The sequence below is a fragment of the Natribacillus halophilus genome (assembly GCF_900100185.1).
Lineage (GTDB): Bacteria > Bacillota > Bacilli > Bacillales > Marinococcaceae > Natribacillus > Natribacillus halophilus.
The window spans coordinates 1-22151 of record NZ_FNEN01000027.1 but is presented as its reverse complement, the minus strand read 5'-3'; the positions used below and the strand labels follow the sequence as shown (position 1 = coordinate 22151).

Below are 22151 nucleotides of genomic sequence, written 5' to 3'. Positions count from 1 at the left end.
AAATCCATGCGGCGTTCGTTGACGTCAATCACCGGTAAATCCGTTGGTTCCACACGAAGAATGGGGGCAGTATAGATCCCATAAAAGTTCAAGGCTTTTTGACCAAATTGTTCCGTCACGGCCTTGCCAGGCGTCAATCATGCGTTGGCCGATTGAACAGTGCTTCAAGGAAATGAAAGATCAATTGGGCATGGATCATGTCGAAGCCAGATCTTGGCCAGCCTAGCATCGTCATGCGATTCTGACTTTATTTCATATGAGTTTCTTTTGGATATCCGATTGCTCGTCACAAATAAAAAAAGACCGATTTTATCCTTGAGAATGGCCCTGGATCTTGTAGTGGCATCCCTGCAAAACGATGAAGCCTTTCTGCGCAAAACCTTGGGAAAGATCGATTATCATTTAAGACGTAACGCGACCGCCCACAAATCCCATCGCTTGAAAAGAGAAATGTGGAGAGCTGCAGAAACGTAATTCACGCTGTAGTGTTAAGGAAGTATTTAAAAAACCTACCTTTTTGGGCGCAAACCATTAGATAGTTCTTCAAATAGATATATCAGATAGTTGAACCGGATTAAGTCAATTTCTTTGGCTGACTCAAGTATATACAAAGGGGAAATATCCTCAAGCAGAATTGGCATTCCCCGATAATGCCATTTGTTTACAAGCTTAGTCCCTATATTGGATTTGGACAGGATGCCACCCATCCTTTCAGTAAAAAGGATTTTTCGTACGCAACCGTTTTATTTTTGTACATTCGATGTCTTCGGATCATTCTGTCTTAATGCTAGTGTGATAAAATAATGTGGTCTCTTAAACGCTCAATAGCATAGTCTACGTCTCTAGTTTTGAACGTATCCAATAAATCACTATGAGCTTCAGTGTATTTTTTTAAATCTAAAGATGATTCGTTTTGGTACGTAAAGAGCAAGCGTATTCGATTAAAAATTGCATCCCACAAATTTGAAACATTACTCATGTCAGAGGAAAGGATAATCAATTCGTGGAATTGCATATCCAAGTCGCTAAAAAGGGGATGGTCATTAAATACAGAAGCACGTCTCATTTGTTCTACAATTTCTTCTAAATTTTCGAACGTTTGTTCGTTCCATATCGGTAACGTTTTCAGCGCAAATGTTTCAATATTAATTCTCATAGGGACCAACAACTCTGTAACTTCTTCTGTTGTAATATTGCTTACTTTAGTCTCTTTATATGCTGTGGAAATCAGAAGCCCTTCCATAACCAATAATTGTATGGCTTCACGCAGAGGTCCTCTACTCACTCCTAAACTATCGGATAATTTGGTTTCTGTCACTTTTTCACCTGGACTGAGTTGACCTTTAAAAATGGATCTTCTGATTTCCTCAGCAATTTGATGTTTTAACGAACTTTTCTTTAGGTGATCCATCATTGTATCTCCTCAATCACTACGATAATATAGATGATTTCACTTCTGCTAAAATCCAAGAAGAACAATATATGACAATATTATAGTATACACTGCAATTGTTTACAATAAAACGACTTGGATCGAAAGCACCGCCCACCAAGTCACCCTGTTATTTATTTTGCTTGATCTCCGTGTAGTAAGTCCAACCCTTGATGGTCGTCTACTCAAACCAACGAAGAGGCCAGGTGCCAAGTTAATATTAATTTGTTTCATTTCTTGATATTCATCCAAACCAAGCTTCTGCCGATACCGCTTTGTTTATAGCCTCCCCATGGCGCTTGTACATCGGTTGCGTGGTAACTGTTCACCCATGTGATACCGGCACGGATTTTTTAATCACACGCAATGCTTTGCTTTGATCATTGGAAAAGACAGCGCCTGCCAGACCATAATCCGTATCATTGGCGGTTTTGATCGCGTCATCTTCGTCTTTGAATGGTTGTATTGTGGCCACAGGTCCAAAGATTTCCTTTTGTACGATGCGCATGTTGCTTGTCACGTCTGTGAAAATCGTGGCTTCCATAAAGAGACCTCTTCTCAGCTCGCCGCTTTTGATTTGGTTCCCGCCAAAGTTTCCTTATTACTTGATGCCACCCATTCGCCGTTGACATACATTTTCAAAAGGGTTGTCATCGTCTTGAATCCTCCCCTATAACTGGCGTTGGTGCCCATTAAGACTTCGGGCGAAATGATTGAATGTATGCCTCAGACTCCTCATATTCCATCGGTAACGCATGCATATCAATGACGATCATTGAAGGCTTTTGACTCAAAAGGGCTGTTTCCAGGCTTTTTTTGAAATCATCCACAGCACCTACCGTTTCAGCTTCGAATCCCATGGATTCTGCCATCATGACAAAATCGGGATTTTTCAAATCAACGGACGTGCGTCTGCCGTAAGCAGCTTCTTGCAAATATCTTAGAATCCCGTAGCCACCATCATCGAATAAAAGAATCGTCATCGGTGCATCTTCCTGAACAGCGGTTATCATTTCACTGGCATTCACCATAAATCCACCATCTCCCGCGATGAGGACGACCGGCTTCTCTTTCTGTCCGATCTTCGCCCCGATAGCCATCGGCAAACCTTGGCCAATGCCTCCACCAGTTGCATGCATTGACGTCTTGGGCTCATAAATATCGATCAGTTTATTGCCCCATGTATAAGCAGGTAGCGTCACATCTCTGACCAGTATGGTATCTGGCGACATAAGCTCACGCATGATATCCGCGATGTCACCATATGGTTCGATGGTGCAACGAAGTTGATCCCGGACTTCTTTACGCACGGACTGGATTTCATCCACATAGGATGGATCCGGTGAAATATTTTTATCCAATGATTGATTCAACCTTCTTAGCATTGTCCCTGCATCTCCAACCAAACCGTATAATGTATCAAAATTACGATTAAATGCATGCGGGTCCGCATCAATATTGATATGATTTTCCGGTGTCGGCAACATCCAGTTATAGGTTTCTTCGCCACGAAAGCGAGTTCCGATGCTGAGCAGTAAATCGGATGTCTTCAACAATGCCTCTACTTGAGGCGTAGCTGCAAAATTTCCGATACATAACGGATGATTTTCAGGGATGGAGCCTTTGCCTGATTCGCTGGTGATGACGGCGGGCTGAATCAAGTCTACGAATGTTTGGAGGTCATCGGATGCTCCTGAAGCGATGACACCTTTTCCCACCCAGATGATCGGTCGTTTCGCTTCTTGAATTTTTTTGATGACATCTGTTGGAATCGCTTCATCCCTTTCTGCTTTAGTAGCTTTAGCTTCCACCAGTTGGTTATCTGGAATGATTTCATTTTGGAAATTCGTAGGGATAGACACCGTCACAGGTCCTGTCGGAATTGAGATGGCCTCTTGAATTGCTTGTCGGATAAATGGTGTGATTTGTTTCGGCCGCTTTAACAAATACGCTTGTTTATTGGCGCCATCCATCATTTTCAACTGATCTTTGGATTCATGGATATAACGCTGATCCGTCCTTATGTAATCAGCATCGGCCTCTCCAGTGATATGGAGGAGAGGCGTACTAGAATTCCATGTTTCGGTTAGCGAACCTGCCGCATTCCCTGCGCCGGCTCCTGTACTTGTCATGACGACGCCCAGCTTTCCTGTAGAACGGGCATACGCATCTGCCATATTGACCGCACCACTTTCCCCGCGTGCTGTGACTAATCGGATATTCCCTTCGCGCAGAATCGCATCATATATCGGCATGTTGTGAATACTGACAATTCCATAGACGACTTCAACCCCGGTCTGTACGAGTTCTTTTACAATGGCATCTGAAACAGTAAACGGTGTTTGATGATGATTCACTGTAATCCCCCAGTATTTCAAGTTTATTTTTTATTAACCTTACCATCATTATGTAGTGAAAGAGAGCGAAAAATTTCGTAGATGCTTTCATTTAATAGGAGGTCTCCTCCTTGGACGGTTCTGCGTATTCCAGTAAACCGCTAATTGCCGGTCTGAATACCTCATAAGCTACTTCTCTTTGATATTTCTTTTGCTTTTTACTTTCCGATAGCAAATGATACGTATTTTTCCGGCATAACTGCTCAATATCATCAATGACCGCTTGCGGTTTGGGATCTATAAGGCCAAAAATAACGGATTCATAAAACCTTATTGCCCCTACGTTAGTAACAAAATCATTGACAATATCAATGCCTCTTTCCTTGATCATTTCGTCTCCTTCAGAGGAGATCGGAATATTTGCTGCTTCCACAATTAATTTTGCTTTAACGATGTCAGCATTAGACTTGTTAATGACATCTTCTAACGCTGATGGAATCAAAATATCGCAGTCCACTTCGAGCCATTTTGTGTTTGACCTTACAGTATAGTGTGACTCAAAGTAGGTTTGATCCATTTCTCCGTATTCATTTTTATGGGCAATAAGTTTCTGAACATCCAAGCCTTCTTCACACGTTACTAAAAGATTTGCATCTGAAATCCCGACAACTTTATAGCCTAATTGAGACATTTTCAACGCGCAACTCGCTCCTACACTACCAAAGCCTTGAATAACAACTTTTGCCCCTTCTTGTTCTTGTTTAAATTTCCAAGCCTCATCTGCTGTGAATGCCGATCCATATCCTGTAACGACATCATTTAATAACAACCCGTCCATTTTGGTCGTCAATAGTTCATCGTATTGCTTGATCCCTTGCAGGACTTTTTGATCTTGTTTCATAGACTTCGTCATAGGGATATCAATCCCAAACTCATGAAAGATTGTGAGTATATCTTCATAATTAGTCCCTAAATCGCTACCTATAGATACCCCGAGGTCAATATAAGGCATTATTGCAATCAGGAATCTTCTTAATACGGCTAAAGCATTTGGTGCTTTGTAATCATAAGCAATCCCCGCTTTACATCCTCCAGTCGTTTCACTCTCGCAGGCTACATATTTATAAGCCATAGCCTCAGCTAACCTTATAACCTCTTCTTTTGTCACGGTCGGGTGCATTCTCGTACCACCGCCTGTATAGCCGTTCACAAAATTATGAACAACCAGCCAACCTTTTGCATCTGTTTCGGTGTCATTCCATTCTACAACTAAATATGGTTTTAACATAACGAATCTCCCCTCAAAGTCTCCGGTAAAGGTGAAGATATCCTTTTTTATTGCAAAATTGTAATACCGTTTACACGAATTAAGGCTCCTTACAAAGAAGCTGTTATTGGACAAACAGATACAATGGCATGTCCTCGATAACAGCTTCGCTTGTATTATGCCTATTACGCGACATTCATCTTCGTCCTAGATTTGCGCCCAACGCCGATTTCAATTTCAAGCCTGCCCTATCTTTGGGAACAAGTTTGTACTGTGTTGTGGTTGTAAGCGGCTTTCCGGGTCAAGATATGCTTTTATATTACTTATAGCTGTAGGGGCTTCTCCAAATCCGGTGGCGATTAATTTAACTTTTCCTTCGTTCGTCGTTATATCTCCTGCCCCAAAAATGCCTTCGATATTCGTTTCCATTTTAGAATTGACGACAATCGAGTTTTTCTCAATGTCCAGCCCCCAGTTTTTTATAGGTCCAAGTGAAGATATAAACCCATAATTCACAATGAGATCATCAATGTGATATCCCTCTTTCATGTCCCCATTTGTTTCCTTAATTACGATTTTATTCAATGTTTGTTCGTCCCCTATAACTTCTTCAGGTGTAAAGGGTGTTAACACATTGACACTTGACTGTTGGAGTTTTTCTACACTATGTTCATGAGCTCTAAATTTACTGCGTCGATGACACAAATGTACATTTTTGGCGATAGGTTCAAGCATTAACGCCCAATCCACAGCCGAATCTCCGCCGCCACAAACAAATACGTTTTTTCCTGCAAAATGATTGAGATTATCGATAAAATAATGAAGATTTTTGTCTTCGTACCAGTGAGCATTATCTAACTTTAATTTACGCGGTTGAAAGGCACCAACACCAGCTGTAATCAAAATCGTTTTGGAATAATGAATGTTTGACTCGGTTTGAAGGGTAAATATTCTTTCTTCATCTTTCTCTATCGTTTGTAACGTCTCATTTAATACTATGGCTGGATCGAATTGAAAAGCCTGCGTTTTTAATTGATCCACAAGCCCTTGTCCAGTTACCTCCGGAAAACCGGCCACATCATAGATATATTTTTCGGGATACAAGGCAGAAAGCTGCCCTCCGAGTTGGGGCATACTTTCGATTACCTTCACATTTAATTGGCGCATCCCGGCGTAAAAGGCAGCAAATAACCCTGCCGGGCCGCCTCCGATAATGGTTACATCATAAATATCCTGTTCGGGCAACAGCTATGACCTCCTTTCTCATGCAGTCATACCCTCAAGGTCTTCGATATCCCTTATTGCTTCGTCGAAACGATAACATTGTCTGCTTCAAAAGACACATTGAAATTCCCGAGTTTGCGATTGGGATCGACAAGCATGCGACCCTCATTCTTGATGTCGTATTCGATCCCATGCCAAGGACAGCGAAGAATCTCGCCCTCCTTCTCATAATTGTATTCTCCAGGCGTATCCGTAGGAGCAGGAGCCCCACATAATACACCTTCCGACATGGCAGCCCCTTGATGAACACATTTATTCGTAAAGGCATAAAATTCCCCGTCAGGTGTTCGACACAAAACGATCGGAATCGGACCTACATTGGCACTCATGATATTTCCGGGGGATAATTCTTCTTTCTTGCACACCACTTCTTTCATTGTGTGACTTTCCTTTCTCTTGCTGGTAATTTCGGGTATAACTTTCTGGCATTTTCTGCGAAAATCTTTTGTTCCAGCTCTTCTCCGAGGGGTGGAAGTGCCCGAAATGGGGAATCATAATCCCAATGGGGATAATCCGTGGAAAAGCAAACGATTTCGTCTGAATCCATAAGGTCAATAAACTTTAGGAATTCGTCCCGTGTTAGTTCATCGACAGGCTGGGTCGTAACGCGGACATGATCCTTCACAATACTACTGGGCATCCGCTTGACCCATGGTACCTCATGACGAAGGACTTTATATTGCTGATCCATTTTCTTCATAAACGCAGGGATATATGTGAAACCGGCTTCGATCATCGCCAACTTCAGATTCGGGTATTTTTCAAAAACACCGTTAAAGATCATACTGCTAACCTGAATCATATGCGTATTCGGCATGACGGAATGCCATTCAACAAAGTAACGCGGAAATTTACCGTAGTAATTCGGTGGTTCTTGATGATGCATACCGATCACCAGGTTATGGCGTTCAGCCGCCTCAAAAATCGGGTGATAATACGGATCTCCCCACGGGCGATCATCAATAGGCAACAGCACTTGCACCATTTTCGGATGGGAACCGACCCGTTCGATCTCTCTGACCGCAGACGCAGGATCCTGGGCCGCGATGTGTACAGACCCATATAAACGATCATCTTTCTCCAGCCAATTTTCAATTTGCCAATCATTATAAGCCGTGGCTAATGCTACTGCCATCTCATACCAACCATTCATCGATGATGGAGACGGATCACCGGCTCCCGTTAAAATCCCAGCCTCATGACCGACATCGTCAAGCAATTGTTGTTGCATAAATGAGAGATCATTTCCTGCCGGGCGACCGTCAGGCACTTGAGCATCCGCCCGATCCAGGCCGGCTGCCCCTAATATAGGATAGGGGAGGTGTTTTTCCTGCACCCAATTCGTATCTTTTATATATCTTTGCCAAGGATTATCCAAGTAAGGAAGCAGCTCATCGTAAGTAACCCTTTCGTGTATGTCCATGTCAATGATCGCACGTTTTTGTTGCTTCTTCTCCGCCATTTTCAACCTCTCCTTTCGTAATCAAGGGGTCATCATTTTATATGTTGATAACTGTATTGTTTCCTAGTCAAATTGAGGCTCACGTGAAAAGACTCTTCGTACCATAGGTTCAAAGAATTCAATCGGCAAGTATTCATAATCCGGATCGAAACAATTTTGATCGTAATCTCTGCAAAACTTCACACAATCATCATAATAGGGATGATCTTTAAAGTGGTCTCGTGCATTTCTGTCATCCTCAGATAGATGGCTCATGTAGTGTTGTTGAAATACCGGATGCATTTTTATGATCCATGTGACTTTTTTGGATAGAAAAGGCTTAACAATGGCGGCTACCATTTCTCCGTGCGTATGAGGTGCTAATTCGTCGCCGATATCATGTAAAAGTCCGCCTACAATCATATCCTCATCTTCACCATTTCGATAAGCTCTTGTTGCCGATTGTAAAGAATGCTCATAACGAGAGATTCTGTAACCACTAAAGCTATGTTGAAGTGCTCTTACGGTTTCCAATAATCGATCGGGAAGACCTGTATTAAAACCATCTTCTAATTCCTCTAAATAAGTGAAATCTTCCGCAGTTCCCTCATTCATCTCTCTAAAATTGACGACTTTTTGCATATATAATCCTCCTCAAAGTATTTAATTAATTCAGCAAATCAGGCTGCTCATTGACAATACGTTCCCACAAGGGTTGGAAATTTTCCCACCCATCTTTTTCTCTACCGACTTGCTGGGATGTTAATTCCGCATTTTTTGGATCGATCGGATGGACGATATCGGCTGCTTCCGCTAGCAATTGTGATTGACAGGAACGCTCCATGGTAATAAACCAAAAAGCTGCCGCGTCTACGGATTGCCCTACGGTTAAAGGGCCATGGCTCCTTAATAAGACTGCTTTATTGTTTCCTAATGCCTGCGCAACTTTTTCTCCCTCCTTGTCTTCGTATACAACGCCTGAGAATTCATCCAACACAGAATGATCATTATAAAACGCGCAAGCATCCTGCGTGAGCGGATCAATCAATCGACCGCTGGCAGACCAGGTTTTTCCATAGACAGGATGGGCATGGGCTGAAGCAACGATATCCGGCCTTGCTTTGTGTACAGCAGAATGAATCGAAAAAGCCGACTTATGGATCGAATAGTTTCCTTCAACGACTTCACCATGGTCGTTGACTAAGACGAGATCCGTTGTCTTAATCTCACTAAAAGGTTTGCCATACGGATTCACCCATAAGTGATCTTTATATTCAGGATCCCGATATGTAACGTGTCCGGCTGCCCCCTCACTAAATCCGAAGCGGGCAAATAAACGAAAGGCTGCTGCCAAACGTTGCTTGCCATGTTGCCGTTCCTCTTTAACATTCGCAAATGTCGGTTGCTGTAAGTAGTCCTGAACACCTTCACCATTCACACGTTCTACATGCGCATCATTGATATCCACACTCAAGCCTCCTTTACTGCATATTCTAAAAATCGCTTATTTAAGCGCTAACGTTATATTAACATTTATCCCTTGATTGTCAACAATACGATATTTATTCAATATTACTATTGACGATACCTTTCTAAGGACTTAAGATTATTTATTAGATTAATCATCCTGTTTTTTATTACATACATCAAAAGGAGGCCTTTATATGGCTTATGTGATTACGTCACCATGTTTAAACGAAAAGAATGCTGAGTGTATAGATGTTTGCCCTGTGGATTGTATAGAAGAAGGAGATGAAATGTTTCATATCGATCCTGATGTGTGCATTGATTGTGGAGCTTGTCAGCCCGTTTGTCCTGTAGAAGCCATTTATGCAGAAGAAGAAGTCCCCGAGCAAGAACAAACATACATCGATATCAACCGACACTTTTTTCAAGAGACATAAATTCGATATTAGCTGCATTATTTAACAGAATTAAAACTTGTATATATAATTTCCACTCATAAATGTTGAATTTATAAAATGACTGGCAGCCTAAATGAGAGGGGTCTTAAACATGCAAGTGAAAATTTATATTAACGGAGAATGGCAAATGCAGGAGAAGGAACGTCTTGCATCCCTCATCAACCCGGCAAACGGAACATCCATAGGTACGACTGCAATGGCTACAGCAAGCGATGCTGAAAACGCCATTAGCTCAGCTAACCAAGCCTACAATTATGGAGAATGGTCAGCATTCCCCCCGTCGGAACGAGCGGTTTATTTACTTCAAATTGCCGATCAATTGGAGAATCGAAAAGAAGAGATATCGAAATGGGAAACGAGGAACAATGGAAAGCCGCTTCGCGAAACACACGCAGATGTTGAAGCCGCAAGCGAGTGTTTTCGCTATTATGCTGGACTCATTTCATCCACCGATGGTTATACGTTCACGAGTGGCACGGAAATACAGGGACTCGTTACTTATGAATCCATAGGCGTATGTGGATTGATCATCCCCTGGAACCATCCCATTCTCATTACCGCTTGGAAAACAGCCCCGGCTTTAGCTGCAGGCAATACGATTGTCCTTAAACCTTCAGAGTATACGCCGATCAGCGCGTACTTGCTGTATGACATTTTCGATCAAGTCGGCTTACCAAAAGGCGTTGCAAACCTCATCCCTGGCGATGGGGAAGAAGTAGGCGCCACGATTACAAACAGTACAGCGATTGATAAAATTTCTTTCACAGGCGGTACAGAGACCGGCAAAAAAATCATGGCTGCTGCTGCCAACAACATTACGAATGTCACCCTGGAATTGGGTGGAAAATCTCCAGTCATCGTTTTCGATGATGCGGATATCGAACATGCTGTAGACCATGCGTTATATGCCATTTATTTTGGCAGCGGGCAAGTGTGTTCTGCAGGTTCAAGAATTCTTGTAGAGGAAAGTGTCTATGAGAGGTTTTCAGATCATTTTGTCGCGCGAGCGAAACAAATCCGCGTTGGCCCTGGAGAAGCTGATGGTACAGAGATGGGGCCGTTGTACACAGAAGCCCATATGAACAAAGTGCTCGCAGACATTAAACGCGGAGAGGAAGAAGGGGCTACGTTGCGATGTGGCGGAAACCGGATGTACGGCGATGATTTAGATCACGGTTTTTTTGTTGCTCCTACGGTCTTTACAGATGTAAATAAAGACATGTCGATTGTGCAAGAAGAAATCTTCGGTCCTGTCGTTGTGATCCAGAAATTCACGCAAGAAAATGAAGCGATAGCCCTTGCAAATGAGACGAAATATGGGTTGGCGGCAGCTGTGTTCACCGGAGACAGTGCTAAAGGGATGCGCGTCATTCGTGGAGTAAAGGCTGGCTTAACGGGGATTAACAATTACGGCATGGGTGATGTACAGGCACCTTGGGGCGGCCCTAAAATGAGTGGGATTGGTCGAAGTCTGGGGCCGGACGGTTTAAAGGAATTCCAAGAAGCTAAACAAATCAACGTATCTCTGAACAACGAAAAACTCGGATGGTTCTCAAATTAAGGAGAAACATAGAGAAGGACCGGAAGATTATCTCTACTTTTTGCAAAAAGCAATTATCACCGTTAATGGAGGTGTTTCGCATGAAAAATAAACAGGAGTTGCATGAGGCAATCGCAGAAAAAACGGAACAAATGGATGATCCGAATTTTACATCCGGTCCACCATTGAATAAAAAAGATGGCATCGCCATCGTGGTCATTGCATTGATATGTGTAATCGGTTTGGTATGGGGCTTTCTAATATAAACGAGGGGGAATTGTCGTTGTATGAGCAAACAAACGAAAAAAAGACAGATCCATAGTGAAGTCTATTACGGTATGGTGCCGTTAGGAAAAAAAGATAAAATATACGGATTTTGGGATATCTTTTTAATTACAGGTGGATGGGCAATTGCCACGTGGGCGTATGTCCAAGGCGGACAAATTGCAACCATGATTGGTTTAGAAGAAGCGGTGACAAACACTTTCTTTGGCATGACGGTGGCAGGCCTGTTTCTTTGTCTCTGTGTCCTGATCACCACAAGATATGGCATTGACATATGGATGTATCAAAAGGCATTGTTTGGCTACTTTGGCCTCATCATCTTTGCTGTCATTATTCTTGCAAGCCAGCTAGGCTATGATGTGATCAACGCCGAAGTGTATGCCAGTTCGTTGATGAAAGTTTTTGCCGAATTTGGCATTACGATTCCTGAATACTTAACGCCATATATCGCTACGACCTGTGTCATATTCGGAGCATGGATTGCCCTTCGTGGCCCTATCGCAGTACGAACGGCCACGCGCATTATGGTTCCTTGTCTTATGGCGCTCGGTGTGTTTATTATCTTCACCGTGTTTCGTAACTTTTCACTGCAAGAATTGCTGAACGTTGAACCTTTATATGAAGCTGAGTATGGCAGTGGTCTCGCGAATTACATGGTCGTATTAGAATGGAACATTGCATTTATATTTGCTTGGTTTGCCTCCATAGGCGTCCTTTCTAGGCTTGTCAAAACAGAGCGCACCGCATACTGGGGGCACGTAGGCGGTTTCTCCATTGTGATGGCCTCCTTTACGGTCATCGGTGTATTAACAGCGCTGGCTATGCTGCTTGCCACCGGCGTAGAGAGCGTTGATCCAACGGACTGGCTGCTTGAACTTGGTGGCCCGGTGTTTGGTTTGATGGCGATACTATTCGTCGCCGTTGCGAACGTGACGACGGTTGCTGTATCGCTGTATGGGATATCAATCAGTACGAAAGTGTTAAAACCCGAGTTAAGTTTCAGCAAGGTCGTCATCTTCTGGTCTGGATGGATTGTACTCCTGCTATTCTGGGGCGGCATCTGGGATTATTATAGCGTTTTTCTCGCACTCGTCGGGGCTACATCAGGATCGGCTGTTGCTTTAATCGTTGTCGACTTCTTTTTCGTTCGCAGACAAAAAATATCCATGAAAGACTTGTACCAAGTTGACGGCAAAAAAGCCTATCGCTATACAGGTGGTTTTAACATAGTGGCGATTATCTCGTTTCTTGCCGGAGTAGCCGGTTACCTGTGGGTGTATGAACCAATTGAGGCTGTGCCAAGAAACGATATCTTTTTATATACCACAGCAACGGGATTTTCCATGATTGTCAGTGGTCTCGTTTACTTATTGCTCAGCATGATTAAACCTTTGAATGATTACTTACGAAAAGACAAGAAGAGGGAGTGAATAGCTCTCATCTGATCAACTTCAAAGACAGTGAAGGTAAAAAATATGACAACAGTGATTGAAAAATAAATGAACAACATACAAGCATGGGTTTTCACTTCTGGCGGAAAATTCCCATTTGTAAGGAGGAATATAAGCTTATGACAGATAAACACGGTTTACAACAGTTAAAAAACATAGATAGAGACATGATCTTACATCCCCAATCAACGCCGAAAGAGGTCTCAACAAATGGGCCAAGCATGATCTTTTCTACAGGTGAGGGCATTCGTTTCACTGATATGGAAGGCAAAACTTATATTGATGGCGTTTCTATGTTATGGAACGTGAATCTCGGCCACGGGAACAAAGAATTAGCGCAAGCTTCATATGATCAAATGTCAGAGATGGCTTATGGTTCCCAGTTCTATGGTAATAGCAATGAGCCTGCCATCCGCCTTGCCGAAAAGATCGTCGATAAGGCCCCGGAAGATTTGAATTCTGTCTTCTACACGTCGGGTGGCTCGGAGTCGAACGATTCAGCCTTTAAATTCGCTCGTTTCTACTGGCAACTCAAGGGCTATGAAAATAAGAAGATCATTATCTCCTTGAAATGGGGATACCATGGAGTGACGATCTCCACACAGCGGGCGACCGGCATTAAAGAGTTCCGCGCTTTCTCAGGCTCATCGGACCCTTACATCTATAATGCCATACCGCACTTAACAGCTGCTGAACAAGGGGATCGTACACACCCGGATTACGAAAAAAGTATTCGTGGTTTGATTGAAAAGCATGGCAGTAATAATGTGGCCGCGGTCATCATTGAACCTATTCAAGGTGCCGGGGGTGTGCACATCGCTCCAGACGGCTACCTTGAAGCTGTCAAAGTGCTTTGTGAAGACAATAAAGTACTATTTATTTCCGATGAAGTCATTTGTGGATTCGGCCGTACCGGAAAGCACTTTGGGGTGGATCATTGGGGCATCGTTCCGGATATGATTACATTTGCCAAAGGTGTAACGAGCGGTTATTTCCCACTAGGTGGCGTGATTCTCAGCGACGAAATCAAGCAGGCCATCGATACGTATGACCAAGATATTCCCCATGGCTTCACTTACAGTGGGCATCCAACAGGGTGTGCCGTCGGTCTGAAGAATCTTGAAATCATAGATAGAGATGAGTTGACTGCACACGCGGCTGAAATGGGCGTCCGCTTGCAGCAGGGATTCGACAACCTCGAGAAGAAACATTCGACGTTCACTCATTCCCGTACCGTTGGCTTGCTTGGTGCATTTGAACTTATGCGCGACCGGGAAAATGGGGTACCATTCAAAAACCATGAAAATGAAAGCATCGCAGGAGATTTCGTTAGTGAAGGTAGCAAACGCGGCTTACTCATCCGCTCCTTTGATTATGAAGAAGGCATGAATATCCTCGCAGTAGCACCGCCGATCATCATAACCAAAGAAGAAGTAGACGAAGTGCTCTCCATATTAGATGACACACTCTCGTTTATTGAAGAGAAATGGCTCTCACTTTAAGCCATCTGTTCGCTGGGTAATCACTCAGCGAACGTGTGATTTTTTAAATTTTATTTAGAAATGACAGGTGGAACCAACAGGAGGTTAAGTGGATGAATGGTTTTAATGCATTGAACTTCGATGATGACATAGAACATGGGCACGTGAAAGTTAACGGCATTCAGCTCCATTATGTTGCTAGTGGTAAGGAAGATGCACCCGTTTGTATTCTCTTACATGGATTCCCGCAAAATTGGTTTTCATGGCGTTATGTCATTCCAAAGCTTCGACACAGCCATAGAGTCATAGCTATTGATTTAAGGGGGTATGGGGACTCAGATAAACCCCAGGGGATGATGAATTATGATAAAAGAACGATGGCAAGAGATGTACAAGGATTGCTTCATCACTTTCGTGTAAAAAAAGCTTTAATCGTTGGGCACGATAGAGGAGCCCGAGTCGCAAGACGTTTGGCCTTAGATTTCCCTGACCTTGTGGATAGGCTTGTGCTCATCGACATCATGCCAACCGAATACATCTATGATTCGTTATCCGTCTCTGCAGCTGCCAATCACTATTGGCAATGGGTTTTCTCCCTGGTTCATGAACTGCCAGAAGCATTCATCAAGGGAAAAGAAGAAGAATACTTGAAATTTTTATTACACCAAGAAGATCATTTTTTTGATCTGTTAAAGTCAGATGGTGCCTGGGAGAAATATTTGGCCGATTGGCGACAACCAGGTGCTGTTTCAGCAGCTTTGAATGACTATCGAGCGTCTTTTCACATAGACTTGCCCCGTTATCGTGAAGAGGCAAAACAACATACTGAATTAAAGACCGATACACTCTTATTATGGGGAGAGGAAGGAAACGTGGCCAATCTTCCTGTTCTTGACGGATGGCGACGTACGATCCCCAAAGTCATCGGCGAGGAAATTAAAGGATGTGGGCATTATGTGCCGGAAGAAAAACCGGCAGAAGTTGCACGACATATCATTGATTTTTCACAAAGATACTTTCATCATTAAGAAACAAAAAGATAATCAAGCGCTATGTTCTCATTTAAATTTTTTTATTAGAGTTATGTCGAATCATGTTACTAAACCAAAAACTTATGGAGGTGGACACGCTATGCTAACATTTGAACATGTATCTAAGATTTACAATGGGGAAAATTACGCTGTCAAAAATCTTTCCTTTGAAATTGACAGAGGTGAATTTATCGTTTTCATCGGACCAAGTGGCTGTGGAAAAACGACGACGATGAAAATGATTAATCGTTTGATCGACCCGACCGAAGGCGTGATTACCATTGACGGGCATGACGCACAAGTGCAAGATGCTGTGCAATTACGCAGAGATATTGGTTACGTCATCCAACAGATCGGCTTGTTCCCGCACATGAGCATTCAAGAAAACGTGACGCTCGTTCCGAAGTTGATGAACTGGTCCAAGGAAAAAAGAAAAGAACGGGCCAAAGAATTATTGGCACTCGTCGATATGGAGGAGGAATTCTTAGCCCGTTATCCCAATGAATTAAGCGGTGGTCAACAGCAGCGGGTTGGTGTCTTACGGGCTCTCGCGGCCGATCCGCCATTGATCTTAATGGACGAACCTTTCGGAGCGCTTGATCCTATCACTCGTGATACCCTACAAGATGAGTTTAAAAAGCTGCAGCAGCGAATAGGCAAAACCATTATATTCGTGACCCACGATATGGATGAAGCCCTAAAATTGGCTGACCGGATAGTGATGCTTCGCGAAGGGGAAATTGTGCAAATGGGTACCCCTGATGAAATCCTCTCTGCCCCCGCTAATGCATTCGTGGAAGACTTCATCGGCAAAGATCGCCTCTTGCAAAGCCGCGCGACCGTGCAAACCGTGGAGCAACTCATGAACATAACCCCCGCAACGATTACAGAAACTGCGACGACATCAAAAGCGGTTCAAGTTATGCGAGAGAAACGCGTGGATGCTTTGCTCGTGACCAATGAATATGGAACGCTTAAAGGCTATGTGGATATTGAAATGATCGAGTCCCATCGCAAACAGTCCGAAAACATATCCGATATTCATTTGACGACTCTGCATACGGTGAAAAAAGATGCCTATGTTCGCGACTCCGTTAGCCGCATTTTAAAACTCGGCGTGAGTTATGTGCCTGTTGTCGATGATGATATGCGATTAGTGGGCATTCTTACTCGCGCTTCGCTGGTCGATTTGGTCTACGATTCGATTTGGGGCGATGAAGGGGCAGCAGCCGATGAACAAGAGGCTGTTTTAGAGGAGACGATTTTATGAACACAGTGATTGAATTTTTACAGACGAACGGTGGAGAGATGCTTGCCTTAACCGGACAACATTTGTTCATTACGCTAGGTGCCCTTTTTCTTGGCATTCTCTTTGCCGTCCCACTTGGTGTTATTTTAAATAAGGTGCCATCTAAACTTGGAAACTTTGTCATCGGAATCGTAAGTATCTTGCAAACGTTTCCGAGCCTTGCCATCTTAGCGTTTGCCATTCCTATTCTCGGAGTGGGGATGTTCCCAGCGATTGTTGCCCTCTTTGTCTATTCGCTTTTACCGATGTTGCGAAACACCTATGTCGGTATTAGCGGGGTTGATCCTGCGCTCAATGAATCAGGCAAGGGCATGGGTATGAGCGCATGGGAGCGTGTTCGTCATGTCGAATTACCACTCGCAACACCGGTCATCATGTCGGGCATTCGTTTGGCAACTGTATATCTTGTCGGTTGGGCAACGCTTGCTGCTTTCATCGGCGGCGGAGGATTAGGGGATTTTATCTTTAATGGATTGAACCATTATCAACCGGAGTTCATTATCGCCGGCGCCATTCCGGTTACTTTGATGGCCTTGCTCTTTGAATTCATTTTATCGAAATTGGAGAAAAGCATAACCCCGAAAGGGTTGCGAAATCTTACCGCATAAGGAGGAACAAGCGCACGATGAAACAGAATTTAAGACACGGTTTCATCACCATTGCTCTAAGTACAGGTTTAATGAGTGGTTGTGCCCTTCCCGGACTGAGCGATAGCGGAGATGAACAAATCACTATCGGCATGCCGACTCAAACAGAATCAGAAATTGTGGGACATATGATACGGATTTTAGTTGAGAGAGAAACAGATGCAAATGTGGAAATGATCAACAATCTCACGACCAATGTCGTGCAACACCAGGCGATGCTAAACGGCGACATTAACGTTTCTGCCACAAGATATACTGGTAATGAAATGGCTTCCATACTGGATGAAGATCCCATCCGTGATCCTGATGAAGCGTTGGATTTTGTGGAGGAGGAATTAGACGAGCGTTTTGACTTAACCTGGTTCCCGACTTACGGGTTTGATAACGCCTACGCGTTTGCGATTCGAGAAGAGCTGGCTGAAGAAGAAGGGATTGAAACGATCTCCGATCTGGAAACGATCGCGGACAGCTCGTCCGTAGGCGTGGATAACAACTGGTTAACAAGAGAAGGGGACGGCTACCAGGCGTTCCAGGAAGAATACGGTTTTGAGTTTGACGATATGAACCCCATGCAAATCGGTCTTGTCTATGATGCGCTCGCCACTGGAAGTATGGATATCATCCTCGCCTATACGTCAGACGGTCGCATTGATGCTTATGATCTTGTCTTGTTGGAAGACGATGAACAATTTTTCCCTCCTTATGATACATCTGCTGTGGCGACCAATGAGGTACTTGAAGCCAATCCGGAACTAGAAGAAGCCATTTTAAAACTGGAAGGACAAATCAGCACCGAACAAATGCAAGAGTTGAACTACGCAGCAGATGCGGAACTTCGTGAGCCCGCGACCGTGGCTCAAGATTTCCTTGAAGAAAATAACTACTTCGAGTAAACACATAATGGAAATAAGAAGGAGGTGAATGCATGTTTGAGTTGATTGGAGATCTCGTGACCTATTACAGCCAAAACTTTTCGTACGTCGCCCAAGAATTTTATCGTCACTTTTTAATGGCCGCTTACGGGGTGCTATTTGCAGCGATCGTTTCGATCCCGCTCGGTGTCGTGATTGCTAGATACGGACGTTTGAGCAACGGGGTGATTCAACTGGCAAACATCATTCAGACCATCCCCCACTTGGCGATGCTTTCCATGCTTATGCTTGCCATTGGATTAGGGGCAAATACCGTCGTTGTCGCTCTCTTCTTGTATTCGATTTTGCCGATTTTAAAGAACACGTATACCGGTATTGTGAATGTAGACCAAGTATTGTTGGATTCCGGCAGAGCAATGGGGATGACGAAAGGGCAGATACTGCGAATGGTGGAATTGCCCCTTGCCTTATCGGTCATTATGGCAGGGTTGAGAAACGCCCTCGTCATTGCCATAGGAATCGTTGCCATCGGGGCTTTCTTCGGAGCCGGTGGTATGGGGGACATCATCATTCGGGGCACAAACGTGACCGACGGCACCGCGATCATTCTCGCCGGCGCGATACCTACCGCTTTAATGGCCATTATTGCCGACTTGATTATGGGAACGCTTGAGAAGGTCTTTCATCCGGTAAAATCAACACCAAAAGATAAGACAGGAACAGAAAAAGAAGCCGAACCGGCTTAATAGTCTATGCATGATGCATGGCGCCGACCTGACCTCTGTCAAAGATATATTAGGCCATGCATCAATCCAAACGACGCGTTACCTCTTATGACGGCGACATTATACGGGACATCCGCCCTCAAAACCAACAAACGCACATATTTAGCCTAAACCGTGTTTAAGATTCTCTCATATTTGCATTAACGCCGATGGAGGAGGGGGGAGGGGGAATGAATGCAAATAACAGCCTTTCTCTGCATGGATTGGGAGATATATATGGACCTCTATCTGCTAACGATGGTGAGGTTTCCTTTCCTTGAATATAATAAAGGAAGTGTAAACCTATAGCCTATTCAGTTTTATTATTCAGTAATAATTCAAGGAAAAAGACGCTTATGATCGCTATCGCAGTTGAATATCGATCCATGAAACTCCTTTCTGTTCCTTTATTTACAACGTCCAATAATATCATGGTTGATGAATGAATATTAAATTTAAAAGTTTTATTTCCTACCAACATAGAAAAAGAAGGGTGTATATGCAACGAATACTTGTCGTCAACGGTCACGAATACTACCAACATTCCAAAGGGAATTTGAATATGACACTGTTTAATAAAATCGTCCATTTATTATCTCCAAACTATGAGGTGCAAACGACAACCTTACAGGATGGTTTTAATAAAGATGAAGAGCAGGATAAGATGAAATGGGCAAATGTCGTTATATATCAGACACCGATTTACAATTATAGTGTTCCAGCCTTATTTAAAAAGTACATTGACAAGACACATGAACATAGTGTTTATTTTTACGGCAATACCAAAGATTATGGTCTGGGCGGGGGGTTGCTGACAGACAAAAGTTACATGTTTTCAACAACATGGAATGCACCTTCCAACGCCTTTAATGACAGTGATCAATTTTTTGAAGGGAGAAAAGTTGACGACGTTCTTTTCCCTCTGTATTTATCCCACAAATATGCCGGCATGGAGGGTTTGGAGACTTTTTCGTGCTTTAATGTTAAAAAGAATCCAGATATTGACCTGTATCTGGATTCATTGAAAAACCATCTGGGCCAGTATTTCATGATTTAGAAGAGAACTGCACAGTAAAAAGTTTTTGATCGCTAAGAAGCTAATGAATCGTCCTCAAAATCGGCTGTTTCCTACTTAGAGTGAATTATTTTGGTTATGGCTAAATGCGGGTTTCGAGCAAACATGCGAAAAATAGATCGGCGGAAATAAGCCATCACTGTGGCCTCGGTGACAACATTCTTCGAAGATGTCCGTAAATAACGAAAGAAGAAGTTTGGCACACGATGAGAATAGCGCACCGCGATAAGTTGCAAAAGACCCATCGCAATGAAACTGCACATGACGAAGCCTTCGATAGCTTTAATCGTTAAACGGATGTTTGCCCTGTCCTTCTCATTGACCACATGTTCCAACGGAAGGGGCTCTTCCTTTTTTCCGATATCGGTTCAACTTGGGCATGGCTTTACTCCAAAACCGGTAGCCAAATCCGCCGATGGTCTGTTTCATTTCACGGAAAGTTCCCTCGATCTTGAACCGATACCCATACAGATGGATAATGTCTGTGGCAGCAAACGTCCGGTCAGTGCTCACCAGAATAGCCAGCCTACCGTTATGGTTCACCAAGACGAAGCGCAGTTCCTGATAAAGCCCTTGCCCCCATAACAAATCCAGACAGAGATAGTGCACCGTCTCTTCTTTGACAAGGTGAATTACTCGCATTAACCTGGGGGATGTTGATTTTGAAAATAAAAGCATTGAGGTAAATAAAACTGAATACAATCGAACCGTAACCAAGCCAAAAACTAAAGCAACCCTACGTACTATTCTATTACCAAACATTGTTATGGAGTTATTAGGCAAACTAAAAACAGATGCTGAAAAAGAAGCACCTGTTAAAAATTCATATGTTGTATTTGGATCTTTCCGGAGCAGTATTTCAACAACCACACTAGATCGGAAATACGACAAGTACATTAAAGCGTCCGGTGTAGAAAAAATATTGCTTCATGAATTCAGGCCCTCCCACGCTTCGTACCTTATTAATAAAAATGTAAATCCAATCGTTGTAGCACAACGCCTCGGCCATTCAGATGTTGCAACATTGAATACGTACAGTCATATGTATCCTTCTCAACAAATCGAGGCTGTTCAGTTAATGGAAATGGACTTTTAGGAACGATGATGGACATCTTTTACATTTACACAAAATGTTCTAAGTATGTTCTAATAGCCTCTGTAACCACTGTCATATAAGTATTGGTGGAGACGGCGGGAGTTGATTTAGGGGTAAATTTATATTTATAAAAATAAGCTGAAACCTGCATAAAATCAGTGTTTCAGCTTACCTGGTTAATTATGGATGTTACACCTTTTACACGCTTTTTGTTCCCAAAATGTGCCCACATAAATTTAGTTTGTAGGGCACGAACTTCCGTCAATGTGCATTCCCTTTTTATTCACCATATTATGACCTGTTTCCACTTAACCTAACGAAAATTTCCTTGAACGGATAGGTAAGGATTGATCACGATGACCATTTATATAGTCCTGTGGACGTCTCCACAGGACTATATTGGTTGATTTTTTCATAAGCAACTCTTCAATCATTTTTAAGGGCTTGATCAATCAGTTGTAGCACTTGTTTTTCGGATTCAGCTTTGTACAATTTTGCAATCAATGCTTTTAGTACGTCCATTTCATCAATGCTTTTAACCTTATGCTGAATGTCGTTCGACCTTAGACCAAATCGAGATTCCAGATAAGAAAGAATAGCCTCTTGAATAACTTCTTTCCCCTCTTGTCTTCCTTCTTCAATGCCATCCTCATAAACCTTTTGAGCGATACGGGTCATTTTAAACACCTCCATCATTTTGTCTACATAGGAGCCATCGAGAAATTTATCCGCAATGCCTACCGTGGTACCTATTAACTGGAAGCGTAGCTTTTCATCTTTCACTTGATTGGCAAGTTCCACAACGTCTGTAGCTAATTCAGTGCGTTTTTTCTTGGAATGCATCAACGGAAGAAAGACCAATTGTAACTGTTCATCATCATCTAGTGTTTCCTGATGGTAAACCTTATATGACAG

22 protein-coding genes and 2 pseudogenes are annotated in these 22151 nt (G+C 43.1%); 13 read left to right on the top strand and 11 right to left on the bottom strand.

The features are described 5' to 3' along the window. Positions 1 to 267 precede the first annotated feature (267 nt). Positions 268 to 474, top strand: coding sequence for a hypothetical protein (locus tag BLS58_RS16295; protein ID WP_090400091.1), 207 nt, complete (start codon positions 268 to 270; stop codon positions 472 to 474). Between the two features lie 313 nt (positions 475 to 787). On the opposite strand, the gene BLS58_RS16290 is transcribed toward BLS58_RS16295, so the two are convergent. The 9 genes and pseudogenes from BLS58_RS16290 to BLS58_RS16250 form a co-directional block, all read right to left on the bottom strand. Continuing rightward, positions 788 to 1411: a GntR family transcriptional regulator gene (locus tag BLS58_RS16290; RefSeq protein ID WP_176764818.1), complete on the bottom strand. Its 624-nt coding sequence runs from the start codon at positions 1409 to 1411 to the stop codon at positions 788 to 790. A 231-nt stretch (positions 1412 to 1642) separates the two neighbouring features. Next, a pseudogene (locus tag BLS58_RS16285) lies at positions 1643 to 2021 on the bottom strand (aldehyde dehydrogenase family protein); the annotation flags it as partial. A 103-nt stretch (positions 2022 to 2124) separates the two neighbouring features. Beyond that, on the bottom strand, positions 2125 to 3789 hold the full coding sequence (locus BLS58_RS16280; RefSeq protein ID WP_245723222.1) for a thiamine pyrophosphate-binding protein: 1665 nt from the start codon (positions 3787 to 3789) through the stop codon (positions 2125 to 2127). 91 nt (positions 3790 to 3880) lie between these two features. Next, the gene (locus tag BLS58_RS16275) at positions 3881 to 5056 is read right to left on the bottom strand and encodes a Glu/Leu/Phe/Val family dehydrogenase (RefSeq protein WP_090400085.1); all 1176 of its coding nucleotides are present in this window, start codon (positions 5054 to 5056) and stop codon (positions 3881 to 3883) included. A 216-nt stretch (positions 5057 to 5272) separates the two neighbouring features. Next, positions 5273 to 6283: an NAD(P)/FAD-dependent oxidoreductase gene (locus BLS58_RS16270; protein ID WP_090400084.1), complete on the bottom strand. Its 1011-nt coding sequence runs from the start codon at positions 6281 to 6283 to the stop codon at positions 5273 to 5275. 50 nt (positions 6284 to 6333) lie between these two features. After that, complete coding sequence (locus BLS58_RS16265) at positions 6334 to 6696, bottom strand: Rieske (2Fe-2S) protein (protein ID WP_090400083.1); 363 nt, start codon at positions 6694 to 6696, stop codon at positions 6334 to 6336. Then, positions 6693 to 7781 carry an amidohydrolase family protein gene (locus BLS58_RS16260; protein ID WP_090400081.1) on the bottom strand — a complete coding sequence of 363 codons (1089 nt, stop codon included), beginning with the start codon at positions 7779 to 7781 and terminating at the stop codon, positions 6693 to 6695. The genes BLS58_RS16265 and BLS58_RS16260 overlap by 4 nt, the downstream gene beginning before the upstream one ends. 63 nt (positions 7782 to 7844) lie before the next feature. After that, a complete protein-coding gene (locus tag BLS58_RS16255) occupies positions 7845 to 8402 on the bottom strand; it encodes an HD domain-containing protein (RefSeq protein ID WP_090400079.1) in 558 nt (185 codons plus the stop codon). A gap of 25 nt (positions 8403 to 8427) precedes the next feature. Further along, a complete protein-coding gene (locus tag BLS58_RS16250) occupies positions 8428 to 9228 on the bottom strand; it encodes a class II aldolase/adducin family protein (protein WP_245723221.1) in 801 nt (266 codons plus the stop codon). A gap of 196 nt (positions 9229 to 9424) precedes the next feature. Between BLS58_RS16250 and BLS58_RS16245 the strand changes: the two genes are divergently transcribed. The 11 genes from BLS58_RS16245 (at position 9425) to BLS58_RS16200 (ending at position 20122) form a co-directional block, all read left to right on the top strand. Then, positions 9425 to 9664 (top strand): ferredoxin family protein, encoded by a 240-nt coding sequence (locus tag BLS58_RS16245; protein ID WP_090400078.1) that lies wholly within the window; start codon positions 9425 to 9427, stop codon positions 9662 to 9664. 112 nt (positions 9665 to 9776) lie between these two features. After that, complete coding sequence (locus BLS58_RS16240; RefSeq protein ID WP_176764817.1) at positions 9777 to 11246, top strand: aldehyde dehydrogenase family protein; 1470 nt, start codon at positions 9777 to 9779, stop codon at positions 11244 to 11246. Positions 11247 to 11326: 80 nt separating this feature from the next. After that, positions 11327 to 11491, top strand: a complete 165-nt coding sequence (locus tag BLS58_RS17740) for a hypothetical protein (protein WP_176764816.1) — start codon at positions 11327 to 11329, stop codon at positions 11489 to 11491. A gap of 21 nt (positions 11492 to 11512) precedes the next feature. Continuing rightward, positions 11513 to 12940, top strand: a complete 1428-nt coding sequence (locus BLS58_RS16235) for a cytosine permease (protein ID WP_090400074.1) — start codon at positions 11513 to 11515, stop codon at positions 12938 to 12940. A gap of 140 nt (positions 12941 to 13080) precedes the next feature. Next, on the top strand, positions 13081 to 14463 hold the full coding sequence (locus BLS58_RS16230) for an aminotransferase family protein (protein WP_090400073.1): 1383 nt from the start codon (positions 13081 to 13083) through the stop codon (positions 14461 to 14463). A gap of 92 nt (positions 14464 to 14555) precedes the next feature. Continuing rightward, on the top strand, positions 14556 to 15470 hold the full coding sequence (locus tag BLS58_RS16225) for an alpha/beta hydrolase (RefSeq protein WP_090400071.1): 915 nt from the start codon (positions 14556 to 14558) through the stop codon (positions 15468 to 15470). 103 nt (positions 15471 to 15573) lie between these two features. After that, positions 15574 to 16743 carry a betaine/proline/choline family ABC transporter ATP-binding protein gene (locus BLS58_RS16220; RefSeq protein ID WP_090400069.1) on the top strand — a complete coding sequence of 390 codons (1170 nt, stop codon included), beginning with the start codon at positions 15574 to 15576 and terminating at the stop codon, positions 16741 to 16743. Then, positions 16740 to 17390, top strand: coding sequence for an ABC transporter permease (locus BLS58_RS16215; RefSeq protein ID WP_090400067.1), 651 nt, complete (start codon positions 16740 to 16742; stop codon positions 17388 to 17390). The genes BLS58_RS16220 and BLS58_RS16215 overlap by 4 nt, the downstream gene beginning before the upstream one ends. Before the next feature lie 17 nt (positions 17391 to 17407). After that, the gene (locus tag BLS58_RS16210; RefSeq protein ID WP_090400065.1) at positions 17408 to 18322 is read left to right on the top strand and encodes an osmoprotectant ABC transporter substrate-binding protein; all 915 of its coding nucleotides are present in this window, start codon (positions 17408 to 17410) and stop codon (positions 18320 to 18322) included. Positions 18323 to 18354: 32 nt separating this feature from the next. Next, on the top strand, positions 18355 to 19047 hold the full coding sequence (locus BLS58_RS16205) for an ABC transporter permease (protein ID WP_090400063.1): 693 nt from the start codon (positions 18355 to 18357) through the stop codon (positions 19045 to 19047). A gap of 517 nt (positions 19048 to 19564) precedes the next feature. Then, a complete protein-coding gene (locus tag BLS58_RS16200) occupies positions 19565 to 20122 on the top strand; it encodes an NAD(P)H-dependent oxidoreductase (protein ID WP_090400061.1) in 558 nt (185 codons plus the stop codon). Positions 20123 to 20455: 333 nt separating this feature from the next. Here the strand turns inward: BLS58_RS16200 and BLS58_RS17730 are convergent, their stop codons facing one another. Then, entirely contained in the window at positions 20456 to 20782 is a 327-nt protein-coding gene (locus tag BLS58_RS17730; RefSeq protein WP_176764814.1) for a hypothetical protein, read from the bottom strand. On the opposite strand from BLS58_RS17730, the pseudogene BLS58_RS16190 reads away from it, so the two are divergent. After that, positions 20764 to 21236: pseudogene (locus BLS58_RS16190) on the top strand (site-specific integrase); the annotation flags it as partial. The gene BLS58_RS17730 and the pseudogene BLS58_RS16190 sit on opposite strands and share 19 nt — an antisense overlap. 426 nt (positions 21237 to 21662) lie before the next feature. Here the strand turns inward: BLS58_RS16190 and BLS58_RS17725 are convergent. Further along, a partial coding sequence (locus BLS58_RS17725; protein WP_483869869.1) for an RpnC/YadD family protein occupies positions 21663 to 22151 on the bottom strand: 489 nt, incomplete at its 5' end.